The organism is Lactiplantibacillus pingfangensis, from assembly GCF_005404945.1.
In the GTDB taxonomy this organism is placed as follows: domain Bacteria; phylum Bacillota; class Bacilli; order Lactobacillales; family Lactobacillaceae; genus Lactiplantibacillus; species Lactiplantibacillus pingfangensis.
Genome location: NZ_BJDG01000016.1, coordinates 30,018 through 46,707 on the forward strand (window position 1 = coordinate 30,018; position 16,690 = coordinate 46,707).

At 46.5% G+C, this 16,690-nt stretch carries 12 protein-coding genes; 8 read left to right on the top strand and 4 right to left on the bottom strand.

Translation table 11 applies throughout. The features are described 5' to 3' along the window. The first annotated feature begins 103 nt into the window (after nucleotides 1-103). The 8 genes from glgB to FFM74_RS08590 all read left to right on the top strand — a co-directional run bounded on the left by glgB (nucleotide 104) and on the right by FFM74_RS08590 (nucleotide 11,585). Nucleotides 104-1,993 carry a 1,4-alpha-glucan branching protein GlgB gene (glgB, locus tag FFM74_RS08555; protein WP_137626244.1) on the top strand — a complete coding sequence of 630 codons (1,890 nt, stop codon included), beginning with the start codon at nucleotides 104-106 and terminating at the stop codon, nucleotides 1,991-1,993. After that, the gene (locus tag FFM74_RS08560; protein WP_137626213.1) at nucleotides 1,986-3,125 is read left to right on the top strand and encodes a glucose-1-phosphate adenylyltransferase; all 1,140 of its coding nucleotides are present in this window, start codon (nucleotides 1,986-1,988) and stop codon (nucleotides 3,123-3,125) included. The genes glgB and FFM74_RS08560 overlap by 8 nt, the downstream gene beginning before the upstream one ends. After that, nucleotides 3,122-4,294: a glucose-1-phosphate adenylyltransferase subunit GlgD gene (gene glgD, locus FFM74_RS08565; protein ID WP_137626214.1), complete on the top strand. Its 1,173-nt coding sequence runs from the start codon at nucleotides 3,122-3,124 to the stop codon at nucleotides 4,292-4,294. Before FFM74_RS08560 ends, glgD begins: the two co-directional genes overlap by 4 nt. After that, the gene (gene glgA / locus FFM74_RS08570; protein ID WP_137626215.1) at nucleotides 4,287-5,726 is read left to right on the top strand and encodes a glycogen synthase GlgA; all 1,440 of its coding nucleotides are present in this window, start codon (nucleotides 4,287-4,289) and stop codon (nucleotides 5,724-5,726) included. The genes glgD and glgA overlap by 8 nt, the downstream gene beginning before the upstream one ends. A 20-nt stretch (nucleotides 5,727-5,746) precedes the next feature. Next, complete coding sequence (locus FFM74_RS08575) at nucleotides 5,747-8,152, top strand: glycogen/starch/alpha-glucan phosphorylase (protein WP_137626216.1); 2,406 nt, start codon at nucleotides 5,747-5,749, stop codon at nucleotides 8,150-8,152. Nucleotides 8,153-8,170: 18 nt separating this feature from the next. Next, nucleotides 8,171-9,991 carry a glycoside hydrolase family 13 protein gene (locus FFM74_RS08580; protein ID WP_414672076.1) on the top strand — a complete coding sequence of 607 codons (1,821 nt, stop codon included), beginning with the start codon at nucleotides 8,171-8,173 and terminating at the stop codon, nucleotides 9,989-9,991. A gap of 298 nt (nucleotides 9,992-10,289) precedes the next feature. Further along, nucleotides 10,290-11,057 carry a Cof-type HAD-IIB family hydrolase gene (locus FFM74_RS08585; protein ID WP_137626217.1) on the top strand — a complete coding sequence of 256 codons (768 nt, stop codon included), beginning with the start codon at nucleotides 10,290-10,292 and terminating at the stop codon, nucleotides 11,055-11,057. A 42-nt stretch (nucleotides 11,058-11,099) separates the two neighbouring features. Further along, nucleotides 11,100-11,585, top strand: a complete 486-nt coding sequence (locus FFM74_RS08590) for an AAA family ATPase (RefSeq protein ID WP_137626218.1) — start codon at nucleotides 11,100-11,102, stop codon at nucleotides 11,583-11,585. Nucleotides 11,586-12,235: 650 nt separating this feature from the next. Here FFM74_RS08590 and pgmB read toward each other — a convergent pair. From pgmB to FFM74_RS08610, 4 genes are all read right to left on the bottom strand, one after another. Next, nucleotides 12,236-12,907 (bottom strand): beta-phosphoglucomutase, encoded by a 672-nt coding sequence (pgmB, locus tag FFM74_RS08595; protein WP_137626219.1) that lies wholly within the window; start codon nucleotides 12,905-12,907, stop codon nucleotides 12,236-12,238. Between the two features lie 13 nt (nucleotides 12,908-12,920). Further along, nucleotides 12,921-15,644 (bottom strand): glycoside hydrolase family 65 protein, encoded by a 2,724-nt coding sequence (locus tag FFM74_RS08600; RefSeq protein ID WP_137626220.1) that lies wholly within the window; start codon nucleotides 15,642-15,644, stop codon nucleotides 12,921-12,923. 174 nt (nucleotides 15,645-15,818) lie between these two features. Then, nucleotides 15,819-16,127: a hypothetical protein gene (locus FFM74_RS08605; RefSeq protein ID WP_137626221.1), complete on the bottom strand. Its 309-nt coding sequence runs from the start codon at nucleotides 16,125-16,127 to the stop codon at nucleotides 15,819-15,821. Between the two features lie 101 nt (nucleotides 16,128-16,228). Continuing rightward, on the bottom strand, nucleotides 16,229-16,654 hold the full coding sequence (locus FFM74_RS08610) for a pyridoxamine 5'-phosphate oxidase family protein (RefSeq protein ID WP_137626222.1): 426 nt from the start codon (nucleotides 16,652-16,654) through the stop codon (nucleotides 16,229-16,231). Nucleotides 16,655-16,690 lie beyond the last annotated feature (36 nt).

The window sequence follows — 16,690 nt, forward strand, 5'->3', positions numbered from 1 at the left end:
TCAAGGATAGGCAAGGGCCTAAGACCACTGTATACTAAAGTTAAGTTTAGCATTGTTCAATCTATCACATGTAGGGGGTGTGGCTATTTTGGCGGAATCAGAAATGACGTCGACAACTCAAAGTTATTTGTTTAATACGGGACGGGGATTTGCAAGTCAGGATTATTTAGGTTGTCACGTTGAAGCTGATGGACAAGTCAGCTTTCGAGTTTGGGCGCCACAAGCACAGGCTGTTGCAGTAGTTGGTACTTTTAATGAGTGGCAACCCACGGCGTTGGCACTGATCGGGACGACAGGAATTTGGCAAGTGACATTATCCCAAGTGACGCTTGGGGACTTGTATAAATTTGAAATCACGAGTGCTACGGGGGAAAAGCAGTTAAAGATTGATCCATTCGCGCAGCAGTTTGAGCGCAAGCCGGGTGATGCGGCAGTTGTCGTGGCACCGATTTCCGAACAGTGGCATGACAGTTTGTGGCTCGCACGACGCAAAAAGTCCAACCCAGCGAATCGGCCGATCAATATTTACGAAGTGCATTTGGGCTCATGGCGGCGACACGCTAATGGGGACTACTATACCTATGCGGAATTGGCCGAAGAATTGATTCCGTATGCGCATCAAATGGGTTATTCACATCTGGAATTGATGCCCATCATGGAACATTTGTTGGATGCGTCCTGGGGGTATCAGCAGTTAGGCTACTTTGCACCAACGAGTCGTTTTGGTAGTCGTGATGACTTTTTGAGTTTTGTCGATCAGTGTCATCAAGCCAATCTTGGGGTGATTGTGGATTGGGTGCCGGGGCATTTTATTCGCAATTATGATGCCTTGTACCAGTATGACGGGACGCCAACTTATGAATACGCTGATCCGGATCAAGCTAATAATCGGCGTTGGGGTGCCTGGAATTTTGACCTCGGGAAAACCCAAGTACAGAGTTTCTTAATTTCCAGTGCCTTGTATTGGTTACAGGATTGCCATTTGGATGGGTTGCGCGTGGACGCCGTCTCAAACATGTTGTATCTGGATTATGACGAAGGTCGTGAAGGCCAAGTCAACCAGTATGGCGACAATCGCAACTTGGCTGGAATTTCATTTTTACAAGCGTTGAATACGGAAATCTTCAAACGGCATCCAGATGTTTTGATGATTGCGGAAGAATCTTCAGCGTTTCCACAAGTGACCGGGCGCGTTGATCAAGGTGGTCTCGGCTTTAATTACAAGTGGAATATGGGCTGGATGCACGACACATTGGATTTCTTTGAAATGGACCCGTTGTATCGTCACGACCATTTCAATCTACTCACCTTTGCATTTGTTTACATGTTTGATGAGCAGTTCATCTTACCGTTCTCACATGATGAAGTGGTTCATGGTAAGAAGTCATTAATGCATAAAATGCCGGGCGACCGCTATAATCAGTTTGCTAATTTACGGACGATGATGACTTATATGGCGGCGTTTCCTGGGAAACAGTTGAATTTTATGGGCGCAGAATGGGGTCAGTTTTTGGAATGGCGTGATTGGGATCAATTGGAATGGGTCGATTTAAAAGATCCACTCAACCGACAAATGCAGCATTTTACGGCCACATTGAACCAGCTCTACCATGCCAATCGGCCGTTATGGGAACTCGATCATGACCCAGCCGGCATCATTTACAGTTATACGGATGACGCTGCCAGTTCAACCATGGGCTTTATTCGGCAAGCCAAACGAAAATACAGTTTTATCGTCGCGGCCTTTAATTTTGTGCCGGTTGAACGACGACAATATCGGATTGGTGTCCCATATGCAGGTGAGTATGCCTTAGTAATCAATACCGAGGCAAAAGCTTTCGGGGGAACTTGGACGCAACTTGAAACAACATTTACTGCGGTTAATCGGCCGTATCATGGGCAACCAGCGAGTTTTGAGCTGACCTTGCCAGCAATGGGTGCCTTACTAATTCGGCCAGTCAAAGTTAAAAAGGGGAGTCGAGAAAATGAATGATGACATGCTAGGCATTATTTTAGCTGGGGGTCAGGGGACCCGTTTAGGAAAATTAACCAAAGGGACGGCTAAGCCAGCCGTGCCATTTGGTGGCCGCTACCGAATCATTGATTTCACATTAAGCAATTGTGCTAATTCTGGCGTGAATACAGTTGGTGTGATTACGCAGTATCAACCGTTGGAGCTCAATGCCCACATTGGGAACGGCGCTAGCTGGGGATTAGACGACTTAAATGGCGGCGTCACGGTGTTGCAACCTTATTCCTCTAGTGAAGGGGAAAAATTCTTTGAGGGTACGGCCCATGCCATTTATCAAAATATTGAATATATTGATCAGCAAAATCCAAAATATTTATTAGTTTTATCGGGTGATCATATTTATAAAATGGACTACGATGCGATGTTGGATTATCACAAGGCTAAAAAAGCGTCGTTAACCGTGGGGGTCATTCCGGTAACGAAACAAGAAGCTAAACGATTCGGGATGATGAATACCGATGAAACGGATCGCATTATTGAATTTGAAGAAAAGCCAGAACACCCTAAGAGTGATAAGGCTTCGATGGGGATCTACATTTTCAACTGGCCGACCTTGCGGGACTATCTGGTGAAGAGTTATGCGACCGACAAATCAATGGAAGATTTCGGTAAAAACGTCATTCCATCCTACTTGGCACATAACGAATCCGTATACGCCTACGCATTCAAGGGATACTGGCGTGATGTTGGGACAATCCAGAGCTTGTGGCAAGCGAATATGGAGTTTCTCTCGCCACACAATCGGCTCAACATTGGGGACAATAATTGGCGCATTTATTCGAAGGCCCAAGTTTTGCCGCCGATGTTCTTAACGGAGACGAGCCAGGTTAATAATTCGATGATCGTGGATAGTTGTTATGTTGCCGGTGAAGTTGATCATTCGATCTTGTCACAACGCGTCTCTGTCGGGATGGGAAGTCGCGTGGTTGACAGTATGGTCATGCCCGGGGCCACGATTGGCAAAAATGTGGTGATTGATCATGCCTTGATTGGGGAAGAAGCGGTAATTGGCGATGATGCGATCGTCAAAGGGACCGCGACGGATATTGCAGTTGTTGGCTATGACGAAGTTGTGGGGGTGGAGAAACCATGAAACGTGGAAGTGTCAGTGCAATTATCAACTTGGTGGAACCTTGGGAAGCGTTAGAACCGTTAACGGCGGCGCGTCCGGTTGGCATGCTGCCATTTGGTGGGCGATACCGGTTATTAGACTTTCCGTTATCCAGCGCCATCAATGCCGGAATTCAAAATGTCATGGTCACGTCGCCGCGGTCAGGCCGCTCGGTGTCAGACCACCTGCGTAGCGGGCGTGATTGGAATTTGGATACGATCCGTGGGGGTCTCTTCATGTACCCTTATAATGATTTAAAATTAGTCGCACCGGAAAAGAAAGCGACGCTGATTCATCATTATTACGATAACTCGATCTTATTTTTAAAACGCAGTCACAGTGAATACTCGGTGGTGATGAGCACGCGAAATGTCGGCAATATTGATTTAAAGGCACTTTTAAGATATCACGAGGAACGTGATAATCCAGTCACGACCGTCTACAAGAGTGTTGATCCGAAACTGCTGATGCCGCAAAATACGATTTTGCAACTCACAGATAAGGGCATGGCGACTGCGGTGATGCCGGCTGAAAAGGCCAAGTTGCCAAAAACTGCTAAAAAAGCCGCCAAAAATATGGATATTTATTTAATGAGTACGGTTGACCTGATTGAGATTCTAGATGAGGCTAATCGGCGTGGTGACTTGATTAGTCTGGAAGAATTAATGAAACAGGCCGTGATTCAACATAACGCGAATGCGTTTGAATATACCGGATTCCAAGCAAATATTCATGATTTGGCAAGCTATTTTGCCGCTAACATGTCGATTTTGGACGAAGCTAACTTCCGAGCCCTCTTTTACAGTTCGCGACGAATCTATACGAAAGTTAAAAATGAAGTGCCAACTTTCTTCGCGGAGGGGTCACAGTTCCGGGCCAGCCTTTGTGGGACCGGTGGCTATATTGAAGGCCAAGTCGACCATTCAGTCATCTTCCGCAATGTGTTGATCAATCGGGGCAGTCAGATTAAAGACGCCGTTATAATGCAGGGCACGCGAATTGGTGCGGGGACCAAGATTGAAAATGTGATCATTGATAAAAATGTGGTTATTGGGCCCAACTTGATTCTCAAAGGCACACCGACAGAACCGTTAGTCATTAGTAAGGGCCAACATATCTTTCGCCAAACGGAGGTGGTCACCAGTGACTAAGGTACTGTTTGCTGCCGCCGAAGCTGCCCCATTTTATAAAACGGGTGGTCTCGGTGACGTGAGCTTGGCGTTACCCCGGGCATTAAAAGCCGATGGTGTCGAGATTCGGGTGGTGATTCCTTACTACGAAAAGTTATTTCCAGAAAAATATCGGGCGCAAGTCAAAGACCTCCTGAATTTTACGGTGAAAGTCGGTGACAAGTCTCAATATTGTGGGATTAAAACGCTCCAGCTCGATGACCTCGATTATTATTTAATTGATAATCAGGAATACTTTGGCCGCGAGGGCTTGTACGGTTATTGGGATGATGGTGAACGCTTCGCCTTTTTCCAAATGGCAATCTGCGAGATGTTAGAACGCGTCGATTATATTCCGGACGTGTTGCATTTGAATGACTGGCACACCGCTTTTATTCCAGTTCTGTTGAAAGAAAAGTATTACTGGATCAAGGCCTACCGTAAGCTCAAAACGTTGCTGACGATTCATAATATGCAGTTCCAAGGAATTTACGATCCAGTTATTTTGGATAGTCTCTTTAAAATTGGTTGGCAGACGTTTAATGAAGATGGGATTGCCTTTTATGATCAAGTCAACTTTCTAAAGGCGGGCATTAACTTTGCTGATGCGGTCAATACCGTCTCGCCATCTTACGCGCAAGAAATTCAAACGCCGCAATTTGGCGAACGGTTAGACGGTGTCCTCCGTGCGAATCAGGCAAAACTAACGGGTATTATGAACGGTATTGATATGCAGCTGTACGATCCGGCTACAGACCCAGCTTTGACCGCCAATTATTCTGCCAGTGATTTAGCCCCAAAGGCCAAAGACAAAGCTGCCTTGCAAAAAGCTGTTGGATTGCCTGAAGCTGACGTGCCAGTTTTTGCGGTGGTGTCACGCTTGACGACCCAAAAAGGGATGGATTTGTTGCTAGATGCCTTGGATGATTTTCTCAAAAAGCAGGCGGTGCAGGTCATCGTTTTGGGGACGGGTGATCCGGCGCTGGAACATGCTTTTGAGATTTATCAGTTGGCGTATCCCGATAAAATTGCGCCGCAAATTAAGTTTGACGTCAACTTGGCCCAACAAATTTACGCCGGCAGTGATAGTTTCTTAATGCCATCCGCATTTGAACCTTCTGGCTTATCACAAATGATGGCGATGCGTTACGGCACATTGCCACTGGTTCATTTAGTTGGTGGGTTGAAAGACACGGTGGTCCCTTATAACCACTATACAGGTGCGGGGACTGGTTTTGGCTTTGAAGATTACCGGCCAGCCGTGTTAAGAAAAATGATGACAATGGCGGTTGAGTGCTACACCAAGCACCCGAAAGCCTGGGCAAAGCTGCAGCAACAAGCGATGGCGCTCGACTTTGGTTGGGGAAAATCCGCTAAAAAGTATCAACACGTTTATGACACGATCACGAGTTAGGGCACAGGGGGTGCAGTTTTTTGAAATTAACAGAGGCACAGTTTAAACAAGACTTTTTAGCAGAAATCAAAACGTTATACGCGACCGAGTTGAGTGACACGTCTAACTATAACCAATTTGTCGCCTTGGGACAGTTGGTGCGGCGTTACGATGGGCCAAATTGGACGAAGACATCGGCTGACTATCGCGAAAAGGATCGTAAACAAGTTTATTATTTCTCAATTGAATTTTTACCTGGGCGGTTATTGAAATCCAACCTATTGAACTTAGGCTTGCTAGATACCGTTCGCCAGGGCTTAAAAGCACTGGGACTAGATTTTGATGAAATCAGTCGCGCCGAACCAGATCCTGGCTTAGGCAATGGTGGTTTAGGGCGCTTAGCAGCCTGTTATATGGATTCGATGGCCAGCTTGGGGATTGCCGGCAATGGGAACGGGATTCGTTACCGCTATGGCCTCTTCAAGCAAGTCTTCATGGATGGCTATCAGGTCGAACTACCTGACGATTGGTTGCGTAATGGAAATGTTTGGGAGATTCGGCGGGAAAACAAGGCCTGTCTCGTTCGTTTTGGTGGCAATGTCTGGATGGCACCGCAACCAGATGGGCAGTTAAAGGCTATGTATGAAAATACCGATGATGTCTGGGCCGTGCCTTACGATACTGGCTTGGTCGGCTATCACAATGATGTGACCAATACGTTACGGCTCTGGTCGGCGGAGTTACCGCCAAGTGCCGACGAGACCGGATTTTCACAGGCACGCCGCGATCGCATTGATGAGATCACCAAGGTGCTCTACCCCGATGACTCTAATTCGGCTGGTCAGTCGTTGCGACTGCGGCAGGAATACTTCTTCTCATCCGCGGGGGTTCAAAGTATTGTGCGCCATTATGGGCTGCGGCATCAAGGAATGAAAGAATTGGCTAAAAAGATTGCGATTCATATCAATGATACGCATCCGACGCTAGTCATTCCGGAAATGATGCGGATTTTGATGGATGAGCATCACTGCAGCTGGGACGTCGCCTGGTCCTTGACGACGCAAGTGATGAGTTATACGAACCACACCATCATGCAAGAAGCGTTGGAGACCTGGCCAATCGAGATGTTTAAGGGCTTATTACCACGAATTTATCAAATTGTTGCCGAAATTGATCGCCGCTATCGTGAAGCGAAAACGCCGATTTTTGGTGAAGCGCTAGTTAATCGAACGGCGCCACTTGGCAATGGTCAAGTGCGGATGGCGTTCTTAGCCGTCATTGGAAGTCATAGTGTCAATGGGGTCGCCCCACTACACACCGAATTACTCAAAGAAGATGTGCTGCGTGAGTTGTACCAAGTGTATCCAGAACGTTTTAATAATAAGACGAATGGGATTGCGACACGGCGGTGGCAACAATTGGCAAACGAGCCATTATCAAACTTGATTGACTCGAAAATCGGGCCAACTTGGCGGCGGCAACCCAACCAATTAAAGTCGCTGGCTGCTTACCGAGATGACACGAAGTTTCTCAAGCAACTGACTGCGGTCAAAGTCGAAAATAAGGCCGCCTTGGCAGCGTATATTCAGTCAGAATTGGGTGTAACCGTGCGGACGGATGCCATTTTCGACGTTCAGATTAAGCGACTACACGCCTATAAACGGCAACTCTTACATGTCTTTGAGATTATTCGTGAGTATTTGGCTATCAAAGACCAGCCGAAAAATACTGAGCCACCACGGGTCCATGTTTTCGGGGCCAAGGCGGCGCCAAGTTATCATTATGCGAAATCAATCATCAAGCTAATCAATGCCTTAGCTGATTTGGTCAACCACGATCCAGAAATTGGTGATCAGTTGAAAGTGGCGTTCATTCCAAATTATGGCGTGTCATTAGGTGAATTGATCATTCCGACGGCGGATGTCAGTGAACAGATCTCAACGGCCTCCAAGGAAGCCTCCGGGACGAGTAATATGAAGATGATGGCGAATGGCGCTGTTTCTTTAGCAACGCTGGACGGTGCCAATATTGATATTATTGAAGCCGCTGGTGAAGAAAATGAGTATTCGTTTGGTTTGACCGCCAAAGCGGTGTATGGGTACTACGAACGTGGCGATTACCATGCAGCTGATTTTTACAACGCCAATCCTGAGTTGAAACGAGTGCTCGATACGCTGATTGATGGGACGATTCCGGGCATCAGTACGGAAGGCCGAGAAATTTATGATTCATTGCTGCGTTATAACGACGAATTCTTTGTGCTGGCCGACTATGACAGTTATGTTCAGCAGCAGCGACAAATCAGTCATGATTTCCAAGATCAAAAGTTATGGCAACAAAAAGCCTTAGCCAATATTGCCGCCTCGGGAATCTTTTCGGCTGATTTAGCGGTGGCCCGTTATAGCGATGAGATTTGGCAAGTGCCCCATACGAAATTGCTCAATTAGAAAAGGAGGCTGGGGATGATGATCCAACTCGATTACGATTCGTTTCAACCCCAATTTAAGACCCCCTTTGGCGCGGTCCCACAACAATTACCAGTTCAATTTTCACTCAACGTCAAGACAACTGCCACGATCGGTCAAGTTGCGTTATGCATCGTGCACGATGGTCAGTGGGATGCGGAAAAGGTTTTACCAATGACGGCCAAGAGCGCAACCTGTTATCAGGTAAGCTTTACACCGACACAAGTTGGCTTGTATTTCTACTATTTTCAGGTCAGCACTAGTCAGGAGACGAGCTTCTATGGTTGTGTTGACGGTGGTTATGGCGGGCACGGCGTTCAGTACGCACGCCGCGAGCAAGTCCAGATGTATCAATTAACGACCATCGCGACGGCGGAAACGTTGCCGAAATGGTATCGTGAAGGGGTTGCGTATCAAATTTTTGTGGACCGGTTCTACAATGGCAATCCGGATGGGCACGTGAATGCACCCAAACCAAACAGCTTTATTTATGGGCGGGCGAGTGATCGGCCGATGTATGTTCGGGGTGCCGGACAAGAAATTTTACGTTGGGACTTTTTCGGCGGCAATTTGCGCGGGATTGAAGCCAAAATTCCTTATTTGAAAAAACTAGGCGTGACGATCCTATATTTGACCCCGATTTTTCAAGCCACTAGTAATCATCGCTATGATACCGGTGATTATTTGAAAATAGATCCAGTCCTAGGTGATTTGGCTGATTTTGACCATTTAGTCAGTGCGCTACACCGTGCCGGGATGCGGGTGATTTTGGATGGCGTCTTTAATCATGTCGGCGTGGATTCACGCTACTTCAACCGCAGCGGTCATTACGATACGGTTGGAGCGGCGCAATCGCGGACTAGTCCGTATTATCCTTGGTTTACCTTTATCAATTATCCAACTGAGTATGATAGTTGGTGGGGGATCACTGATTTGCCAACGGTTGATAAAGAAAATGACGCTTATCGTGACTTTATTTTTGGCGCCAGTGATTCCGTGATTGATTACTGGACGGCGCGTGGCGTGGACGGTTGGCGTTTAGATGTGGCGGATGAGTTACCCGATGATTTCATTATGGGCATTCGAAAAGCCTTGGATCACTATCCAGATAAGGTGCTGATTGGTGAAGTTTGGGAAGATGCCTCTCATAAGCTCGCTTATGGTCAACGCCGTCACTATTTAGAGGGCGGTGGGCTGCAAGCGGTGATGAATTACCCATTACGGCGGTTAATTATTCACGTTTTGACGGGAACCATGGCCCCCAGTGATTGGTGGCGTGAACTGATGACGCTAAAAGAAAATTATCCAAAATCAACGTTTCAGTTTAATTTCAACAACATCGGGAGCCACGATACTCCCCGAATTTTGACGATGCTACAAGAAGATATGGCGCGCTTGCGGTTGGCGGTAGGAATGCTCCTAACGCTACCTGGCGTCCCCTGCTTGTATTATGGTGATGAGGCCAAAATGACTGGTGGTAAAGACCCAGACAACCGGGCATTCTATCCGTGGGCGCGCGCCGATCAAGCTGAAATTCAGGTGGTGACACAGTGGACACATTGGCGTCAAAACCATCCGTGGTTAAACAACGCGAATTTTGCGCCGTTCTATTTGGCAGATTATGGCATTGGCTACGTTTACTGGCAAGATCAACAACAGGTGTTAGTCGTCATTAACGTTACGGCCATGACTCATGAAATCACCACGGCTGCTTGTCAGTTGGATGTCGTGCCAGACACACTAGCAGCGGCAATTCGACAGCGATTGGTCGGACAAACCTTGAGTGGCAATCAATTGCAACTTATTGAAAACTTTACTTGAAGTTTACATGAATGCGATAGTTTGAAATGGGATTGCTGGTTATATTATAAGGGTACTTCTTAATCAGCACCCCGCGATTATGTCATTAAGAAGTATCCCCGTCGATCCTTAAGAGACGACAAAGAAGTCATGGCTTACCTTGATTGGTCGTGACTTTTTTGATGTGTATTTTTATGAAAACTGGATTGTGAAACGGCCAAACTCGTTTTTCATAATCAGTGCCGTTCAGCGGTATAATAGTCCTAGTGAAAACCGGTTAAAGGCCTGTTTTCAACTGTTTCACTAGGAGGTAAGGTGTGTGTATCAAGCAGTAGTATTTTTTGATTTGGATGGCACCTTGATGCAGGACGATAAAACCGTCGCCCCCAGCAGCGTGGCAGCAATCCATCAGTTAAAAGCCAATCACGTGCTACCGGTCATTGCGACGGGGCGTAACGTGTTTGAGGTGGCCAATCTCATGCGGCAAACGGGGATTGACTCAATCGTGAGTGCTAATGGGAGTTATGTGCAATATCAAGGAAAATTTTTGGCGGCCCATGAGTTGGATAAGGGGTTACTTCAAGACATTACGCATTATGCGAATCAACATCAAGATGCGCTGGCCTATTATAATGCCACTAGTTTTGCGTTGAGCCATCGGGATGCCTTGACGGTGGCGAATTATCGCGGCCTGGGACAAAAAGCGATTGTGCAACCAGACTTCTTTTTGCGGGAGCATATTAACTTTTTGCTGACCTTTGATCCGATCAGTGCTGAGAAATATCAGCGACGTTATCATGGTTATTTAACGTTTGTCCGTAATAATCCACGGGCCTTAGACACGATGGCTTGGGGTGTTTCTAAAGCCACCGGGATTCGCGAGATTCTAGTTAAGGCTGGCTTAACCGCTGTCCCAACCTATGCCTTTGGTGACGCCGCTAATGATTTAGAAATGTTTCAGTTGGTCGATAAACCAGTGGCCATGGGGAATGGCTTAGCCAAAGTGAAAAGTTTAGCTGCCTATATCACAACGGATAATATGCATGATGGCATTAAAAATGGTTTGGCCCATTTTGGATTGATCTAAGGGTGAGCCTTGGGTCAAAATAACTTAGGGAAGGCTGATGACATGAACTTAGTGGTGTTACGTGGTAATTCTGGTGCTGGCAAAACAACCACTGCTAAGGCCTTACTGGCAGCACTGGGCCCAGCAACGTTACTACTTAGTCAAGATACCATTCGACGCGTGATTTTAAAGGCGCCGGATCATGTTGGAACCCCGGCCATTGCACTGATTCTGGCCTTGATCGACTGGGGTAAGGCGCAGTCATTTGAGACGATTATTTTAGAAGGAATTTTGAAAAAATCCGTTTATGGTCCCATGTTAGCGGATTTGAAGCAAACTTGGGGCGACCAGATGATGACTGTTTATTTTGACCTGCCGTTTGCGGATGCCTTTAAACGAAATCAGATGAAACCGGTTGCTTTTGATCGGAATACTTTGACCGATTGGTGGCAGGCTGACGATTTGCTTGGTGATGAAGCGCTTTGCTTTGGCCCAGAGGTGACGCTGGACACGCAAGTCAGCTTAATTATTGAAAAGTGCGCGGGATAGTAACGGTTGAAAATAAAATTTCGGACAAAAAAATAAGGCCCCGATTATGGGAGACCTTATTTTTTGTTACTAAAGGTTGAAAGACCAAAATTACTAATAACTACTGCCATGTCACTGATTAGGGCATGGAAATTAGTTGACAGTGCCGCTTCCAGTCGCCACTGATAACATGCGGTCGTGGGACCGGTCCAAGCCTGAGGAACGTCTTGTCCCTCGCCCGGAACGCTTGCACAAATCGCAAGTGTCCCGGACAGTCCGTGGCGTAACGCCGGTAAGAAACATGCCGACCTAACGCCACCTTCACGGCCGATGCCATCAGCGGCGACTTCCAGCTAATTTAACTGTTTTTAGGCTAGGTTTAGCGGAGGCATGCAGAATCGTTGTGCTGTGTCGGTAAGATTGGCCGGCGTTCTTGGCCGCCTAATCTTACAGGGCGATTCAAAGACGCGGTCTATCGGCTTTGAATCGAAGTTCCAGACCGCACTGTGGCTGGGACAGTCCCACCATAGCACAGCGATTCTGCATGCCGGAGCGGGATCACCACTAATTTGGAAGTGCCTGTTGCCTATATGACAGTGTTTATGAGTCCTTTTGTCCTTTCAACCTTCAGTTTGTTACATAAAATGCGGCTCATTATTGGGCAATGCCGATTAAGCCATTGCTTTTTTGATGTTGGCTAAAGTTAATTGACTTGTTTCGGTAAAGTTGACGTCGGCAGCCGCTAAGACGGTGACATCACCAATCCCAACGGACGTTTCACCGGCACCGTTGATTGATTGGACGCCAGCAGCGGCATCTTCGACACCAATACATTGCGCTGGGTCTAAATTAAGAATTTCAGCGCCGCGCCGGAAAATCTCTGGATCTGGCTTGCCATGTTTCAAGCTGGCTGGATCAACCGACTTGGTAAAGTAGTCGCTTAAGCCTAAATGTTTGAGAACTAGTGGCGAATTTTTTGAAGCGGAAGCAAGTGAGAGTAAGTACCCTTGTGCTTTTAAATCATCAAGAAAAGCTTGAATCCCGGGTAAAATGTTTGCCGGGGTCATCTGAGCAACTAATTTCAAATAATTATCGTTTTTCTCGGTGGCAAGCGCTTCTTTTTCAGCATCCGTAAAATCATTTTCTTTATGATCACGAGCCAAAATGAGGTTCAATGAATCCATCCGGCTGATGCCCTTTAACGCATCCGCCAAACTATCATCCCATTTCACGCCAACTTTATCGGCAACTTGATGCCAAGCTTGACTATGAAAAATAGATGTATCCGTAATAACCCCGTCTAAATCAAAAACAAATCCTTTAATATCAGCAAATTTTGCCATTTGTAACATCCTCCTAGTTATGAGCGTACGCCACGGTGAGTGGTTTTTTAGCTTGTAATTGATAGTCTTTACCAGCAATCGTAATGGGTTGTTTCTGGTCCGCTGTGATCGTGAGCTTTTCATGGTTAATCACAAACGTGTAGTGCGTCCCACGGAAAGTGTGCTTGAATTTCAAAGATTGCCAGTGTTCAGGCAATTGTGGGCTCACTTGTAGCTGTTCACCGAGCACACTCACGCCACCAAAGTTGCGCGTTTCGAGCAATAACGTGGCACACATCACGCCCAAATGAATGCCTTCAGCCGTCGTCCCGCCTTGAATATCGTAATAGTCCGAGAACAGCGCTTCTGAGAACAGCGACCAAGCTTGATCGTAGTTCTCATCCAGTTGATTTAAAACGGCGTACACGATGCGTGACAAGGTAGAACCGTGGGTCGTCCGTTCCAAATAATACTGAATATTATGCGTGAGATATTCTTTGGGCAGGGTGTAGCCTAGTTGCTTGATCAACTTTTGAACGGTCGGCACGTCAAAATTGTAAAAGGCCATCAAGGCGTCCGCTTGTTTGGCAACTTGGTAGGCATCTGGTGTTTTACCTTCCGCCTTTAGAATACGATCCATTCGGGAAATATCACCAAATTTTTGGCGATAAGCTCGGAAATCAAGCGTTGGTAAGTTGAAATAGCCTTCAAATTGGGCAATGATCCCGCTGTGATTGATTTCCAACGTTAGTTTGTGGCTAATGTCAGTCATTTTATTCGCCAAATCGGTATTAAAGTTGGCCGCGGCGGCGGCTTTTTGATAGGCAGCGTTGTCCAATTGATCTCGGAGCTGTGCGATGGTATCGAATAACCACGCTACCATAATATTGGTATAGGCGTTGTTCTTTAACCCCGGTGTTTGGTGATTTGGATAATTTTCATGAAATTCATCCGGTCCCATGACCCCCGCAATACTGTAGCGACCAGTCGTTTCGTCATAAGTGGCCTTGCTAATCCAAAATTCGGCAATCGACAACAACATTTCCATGCCATAGTTAGCCAAAAAATCACGATCTAGCGTGGTATGGTAATAGGTCCAAACGTCATAAGCAATATCTAATGAGACGTGCCGCTGTAAGCGACTGTTGTCGGGATCCCAGGCCTGTGTAATCGGGTTCAAATGAGTAAATTGCGACTGCTCGTCCCCTTTTTGCGCTGATTGCCAAGGATACATTGCGCCAGAGAAACCGGCCGCTTTCGCATTTGCTCGAGCTGCTGGCAGTCGATGATAGCGATACAACAACAGCTGTTTGGCTAATGCTGGTCGGTGGAGTGTGTAGAAGGGAAGCATAAACATCTCATCCCAAAACACATGCCCCCGATAGGCTTCGCCATGTAGGCCACGCGCGCCGACCGAAGCGTCCAATTGCCCACTTTCTAGTGCGGCAGTGGAGACGAAACTATGGTAAATATTAACCCGTGTTAGCCGTTGACTAGTGAGGTCGCCACGGATTTTGATGTCTGCATCTTGCCAAGTCTGATCCCAGTAGTCACGGCTTGCTTTGACGGTATCGTCGAAGCTAGCTTGGGCGAGCGCTGTCGGCACATGTGTGAGTGCGGCATCATCAGCCACGTTGCTAGTAGCAATGACCACATCCTTATCAAACGTGTAAGCTTTGTTAGCCTGCACGTTGAGTGACAAGACTTGCTGAATCCCTTGTGGCTGATGTTTGAGCGCAATCAGGTCGCTCGTGTCACAATCTGGACTCGTCAATTTAGCGCCAATGGTATAGTTGATTTTTGACGTTTTTGTTTGACCTGCAAGAAACATGGTGTTTGCACAAGATTCCATACCCAATAATTTTAAATGATGCTGGTCAAAAACATTATACCGGCTAACGTTGCCGTTGACAACGCTTCCATCAATTTCGGAGGTGAGTTGTAAGCTACCAGAGAAGTTAAGCGGTGTCACGGTGTAGCGAATGCTGAAACGGTGCCATGCTTGCATGTTAGCTAATTTTTGAGACTGGACTTGTAACATGTGTCCAGATTGTAACTGAATCAGCATCGTGGTCGTCAAAATTCCCGTTTTTAAATCGAGGCTGCGATAAACGTCTTGGATATCACGATCATTGATTTCAAATGGGGCTTGATGATCAACGCCAAACGTCATAAACTGGGCGTTTGGTAGGTTGACTAAGTCTTCATTGACGACGTCGTGACCTTTGATCGTAGTTGTTTCTTGATCAAAGACATCGGCGACGTATGTGCCAGGATAATTATTCTTATCTGCACGGGATTCAACATAGGCGCCGCGAAGGCCAAAGTAGCCATTGCCAACCGTTAGCATGGCTTCTTGACCGTTGTTACGAACGCCTTCGTATTTGCCATAATAGTCGAGATGCCATTTTAAATAAGCCTTTTTGGCTTTAACCGCGGCAACTAGGCCATCGCGGTCAACTGCTGTTCGACTCACAACCGGAATGTTCAGCAAATTAGTTAACGCTAAGCCGACGTCGATTCGATCATAATTGACCCCCACAATTGTGTCGGAAAAATCATAGTCCAAGCCGTTTTCCAAAATGGCTGCGTCAAATTTGAGCCCCGCTAATCTGACTTTAATGTTTTCTAGGTTATCACTGATCGATTGGTCAGGATTGTAAGCAATCGCATAGCGAGTCGTTGCTGGCCCATCGGCGGTTGGATAGTAAGCAATGTCCATGGCATCGTTCTCAATTCGTAATTTAATCAGTTGCACGAATAACCACTCCTTAGTTAATTGACTGAAAAAACGTCATAAATACATAGAAAAACTTTTATCCCACTTTCAAGCCTAGACCAGATTTTTAGCCGTTTCAAATATTGTTACCGTAAGCGTTGTCGCAGCCACAGAAAAATGAAATTAATAATTAAGTTGAATAAACTAGTGCATTTACTTGCTTTTAGCGGTGCGCTTCAGGACATTAAATGGTTTGGGATAGACCGCTTTCGGTGACGGGCATTTCATTAGCTGTGGGGGACAGACCCAGCCTGAGGAGCGGTCTGGGTCTTCGCTTTCAAGCCTAAAAAGCAAGTCTCGAAAGACGCCTGTGGTGTAAGCACCAAACCCAGGCACTAACGCCACCGACACAGCAAATGAAATGCCCGTCACCTTCAGCTCGATAGTGAGCCACTCAAAATAACGCCAATACAGTTGTACTGACGTTTTTTTTGGCAGATTCAATTTTAAATTTTGAATCAATCACTTCAGAGGCTGGTCGGTTAGTGTGGGTGTACTAGTATTGCGTATCTCGACATAGCGTTTACGTGCTTAAAGACTGCCAAGCTTTCAGACGGCGACAATCATAACTTTGGCAGCAATTCCAAATGGTCCATGGCCATCATTTGGCGAATCTTGATGCTATTTGTTTGAAATTTTAGGATAACTGGGTCATGATAAGCCAATTGTTTCTGAAATGGCGTAAGTTCGTTGCGCCAATTGGTGGTGAAGGCTTCGTGACCCACGAGTGTTAAGTGGCCCTTCATCATCAATGATGAAAAGTTAGCGAGATTATAGCAAGATAGCGTTGCGCGGTTATTGTGTTGGATGTTTTTAACCGTGGTGGTTTGTCGACTAGTATAGAAGAAAAGTTGTTCTAAGCTGCGGTCTAAGGGCAGGGGACTTAGAACGACGGTCGTTGGAAAGCCGGTTTCGTCAATTGTGGCAACGGTGAACACGGCGATGGTCTGAATCATATGTAGCGCTGCCTGACGGGTTGTGTGTTGCATGTGTGTCACCTTCTTTACCCTTTAGTATGCCGAAAA

What these genes read in the sequence shown, in the direction of transcription:
- glgB (WP_137626244.1), top strand. Translation starts at nt 104, where the DNA reads ATGACGTCGACAACTCAAAGTTATTTGTTTAATACGGGACGGGGATTT.
- FFM74_RS08560 (WP_137626213.1), top strand. Translation starts at nt 1,986, where the DNA reads ATGAATGATGACATGCTAGGCATTATTTTAGCTGGGGGTCAGGGGACC.
- glgD (WP_137626214.1), top strand. Translation starts at nt 3,122, where the DNA reads ATGAAACGTGGAAGTGTCAGTGCAATTATCAACTTGGTGGAACCTTGG.
- FFM74_RS08580 (WP_414672076.1), top strand. Translation starts at nt 8,171, where the DNA reads ATGATCCAACTCGATTACGATTCGTTTCAACCCCAATTTAAGACCCCC.
- FFM74_RS08590 (WP_137626218.1), top strand. Translation starts at nt 11,100, where the DNA reads ATGAACTTAGTGGTGTTACGTGGTAATTCTGGTGCTGGCAAAACAACC.
- pgmB (WP_137626219.1), bottom strand. Translation starts at nt 12,907, where the DNA reads ATGGCAAAATTTGCTGATATTAAAGGATTTGTTTTTGATTTAGACGGG.
- FFM74_RS08610 (WP_137626222.1), bottom strand. Translation starts at nt 16,654, where the DNA reads ATGCAACACACAACCCGTCAGGCAGCGCTACATATGATTCAGACCATC.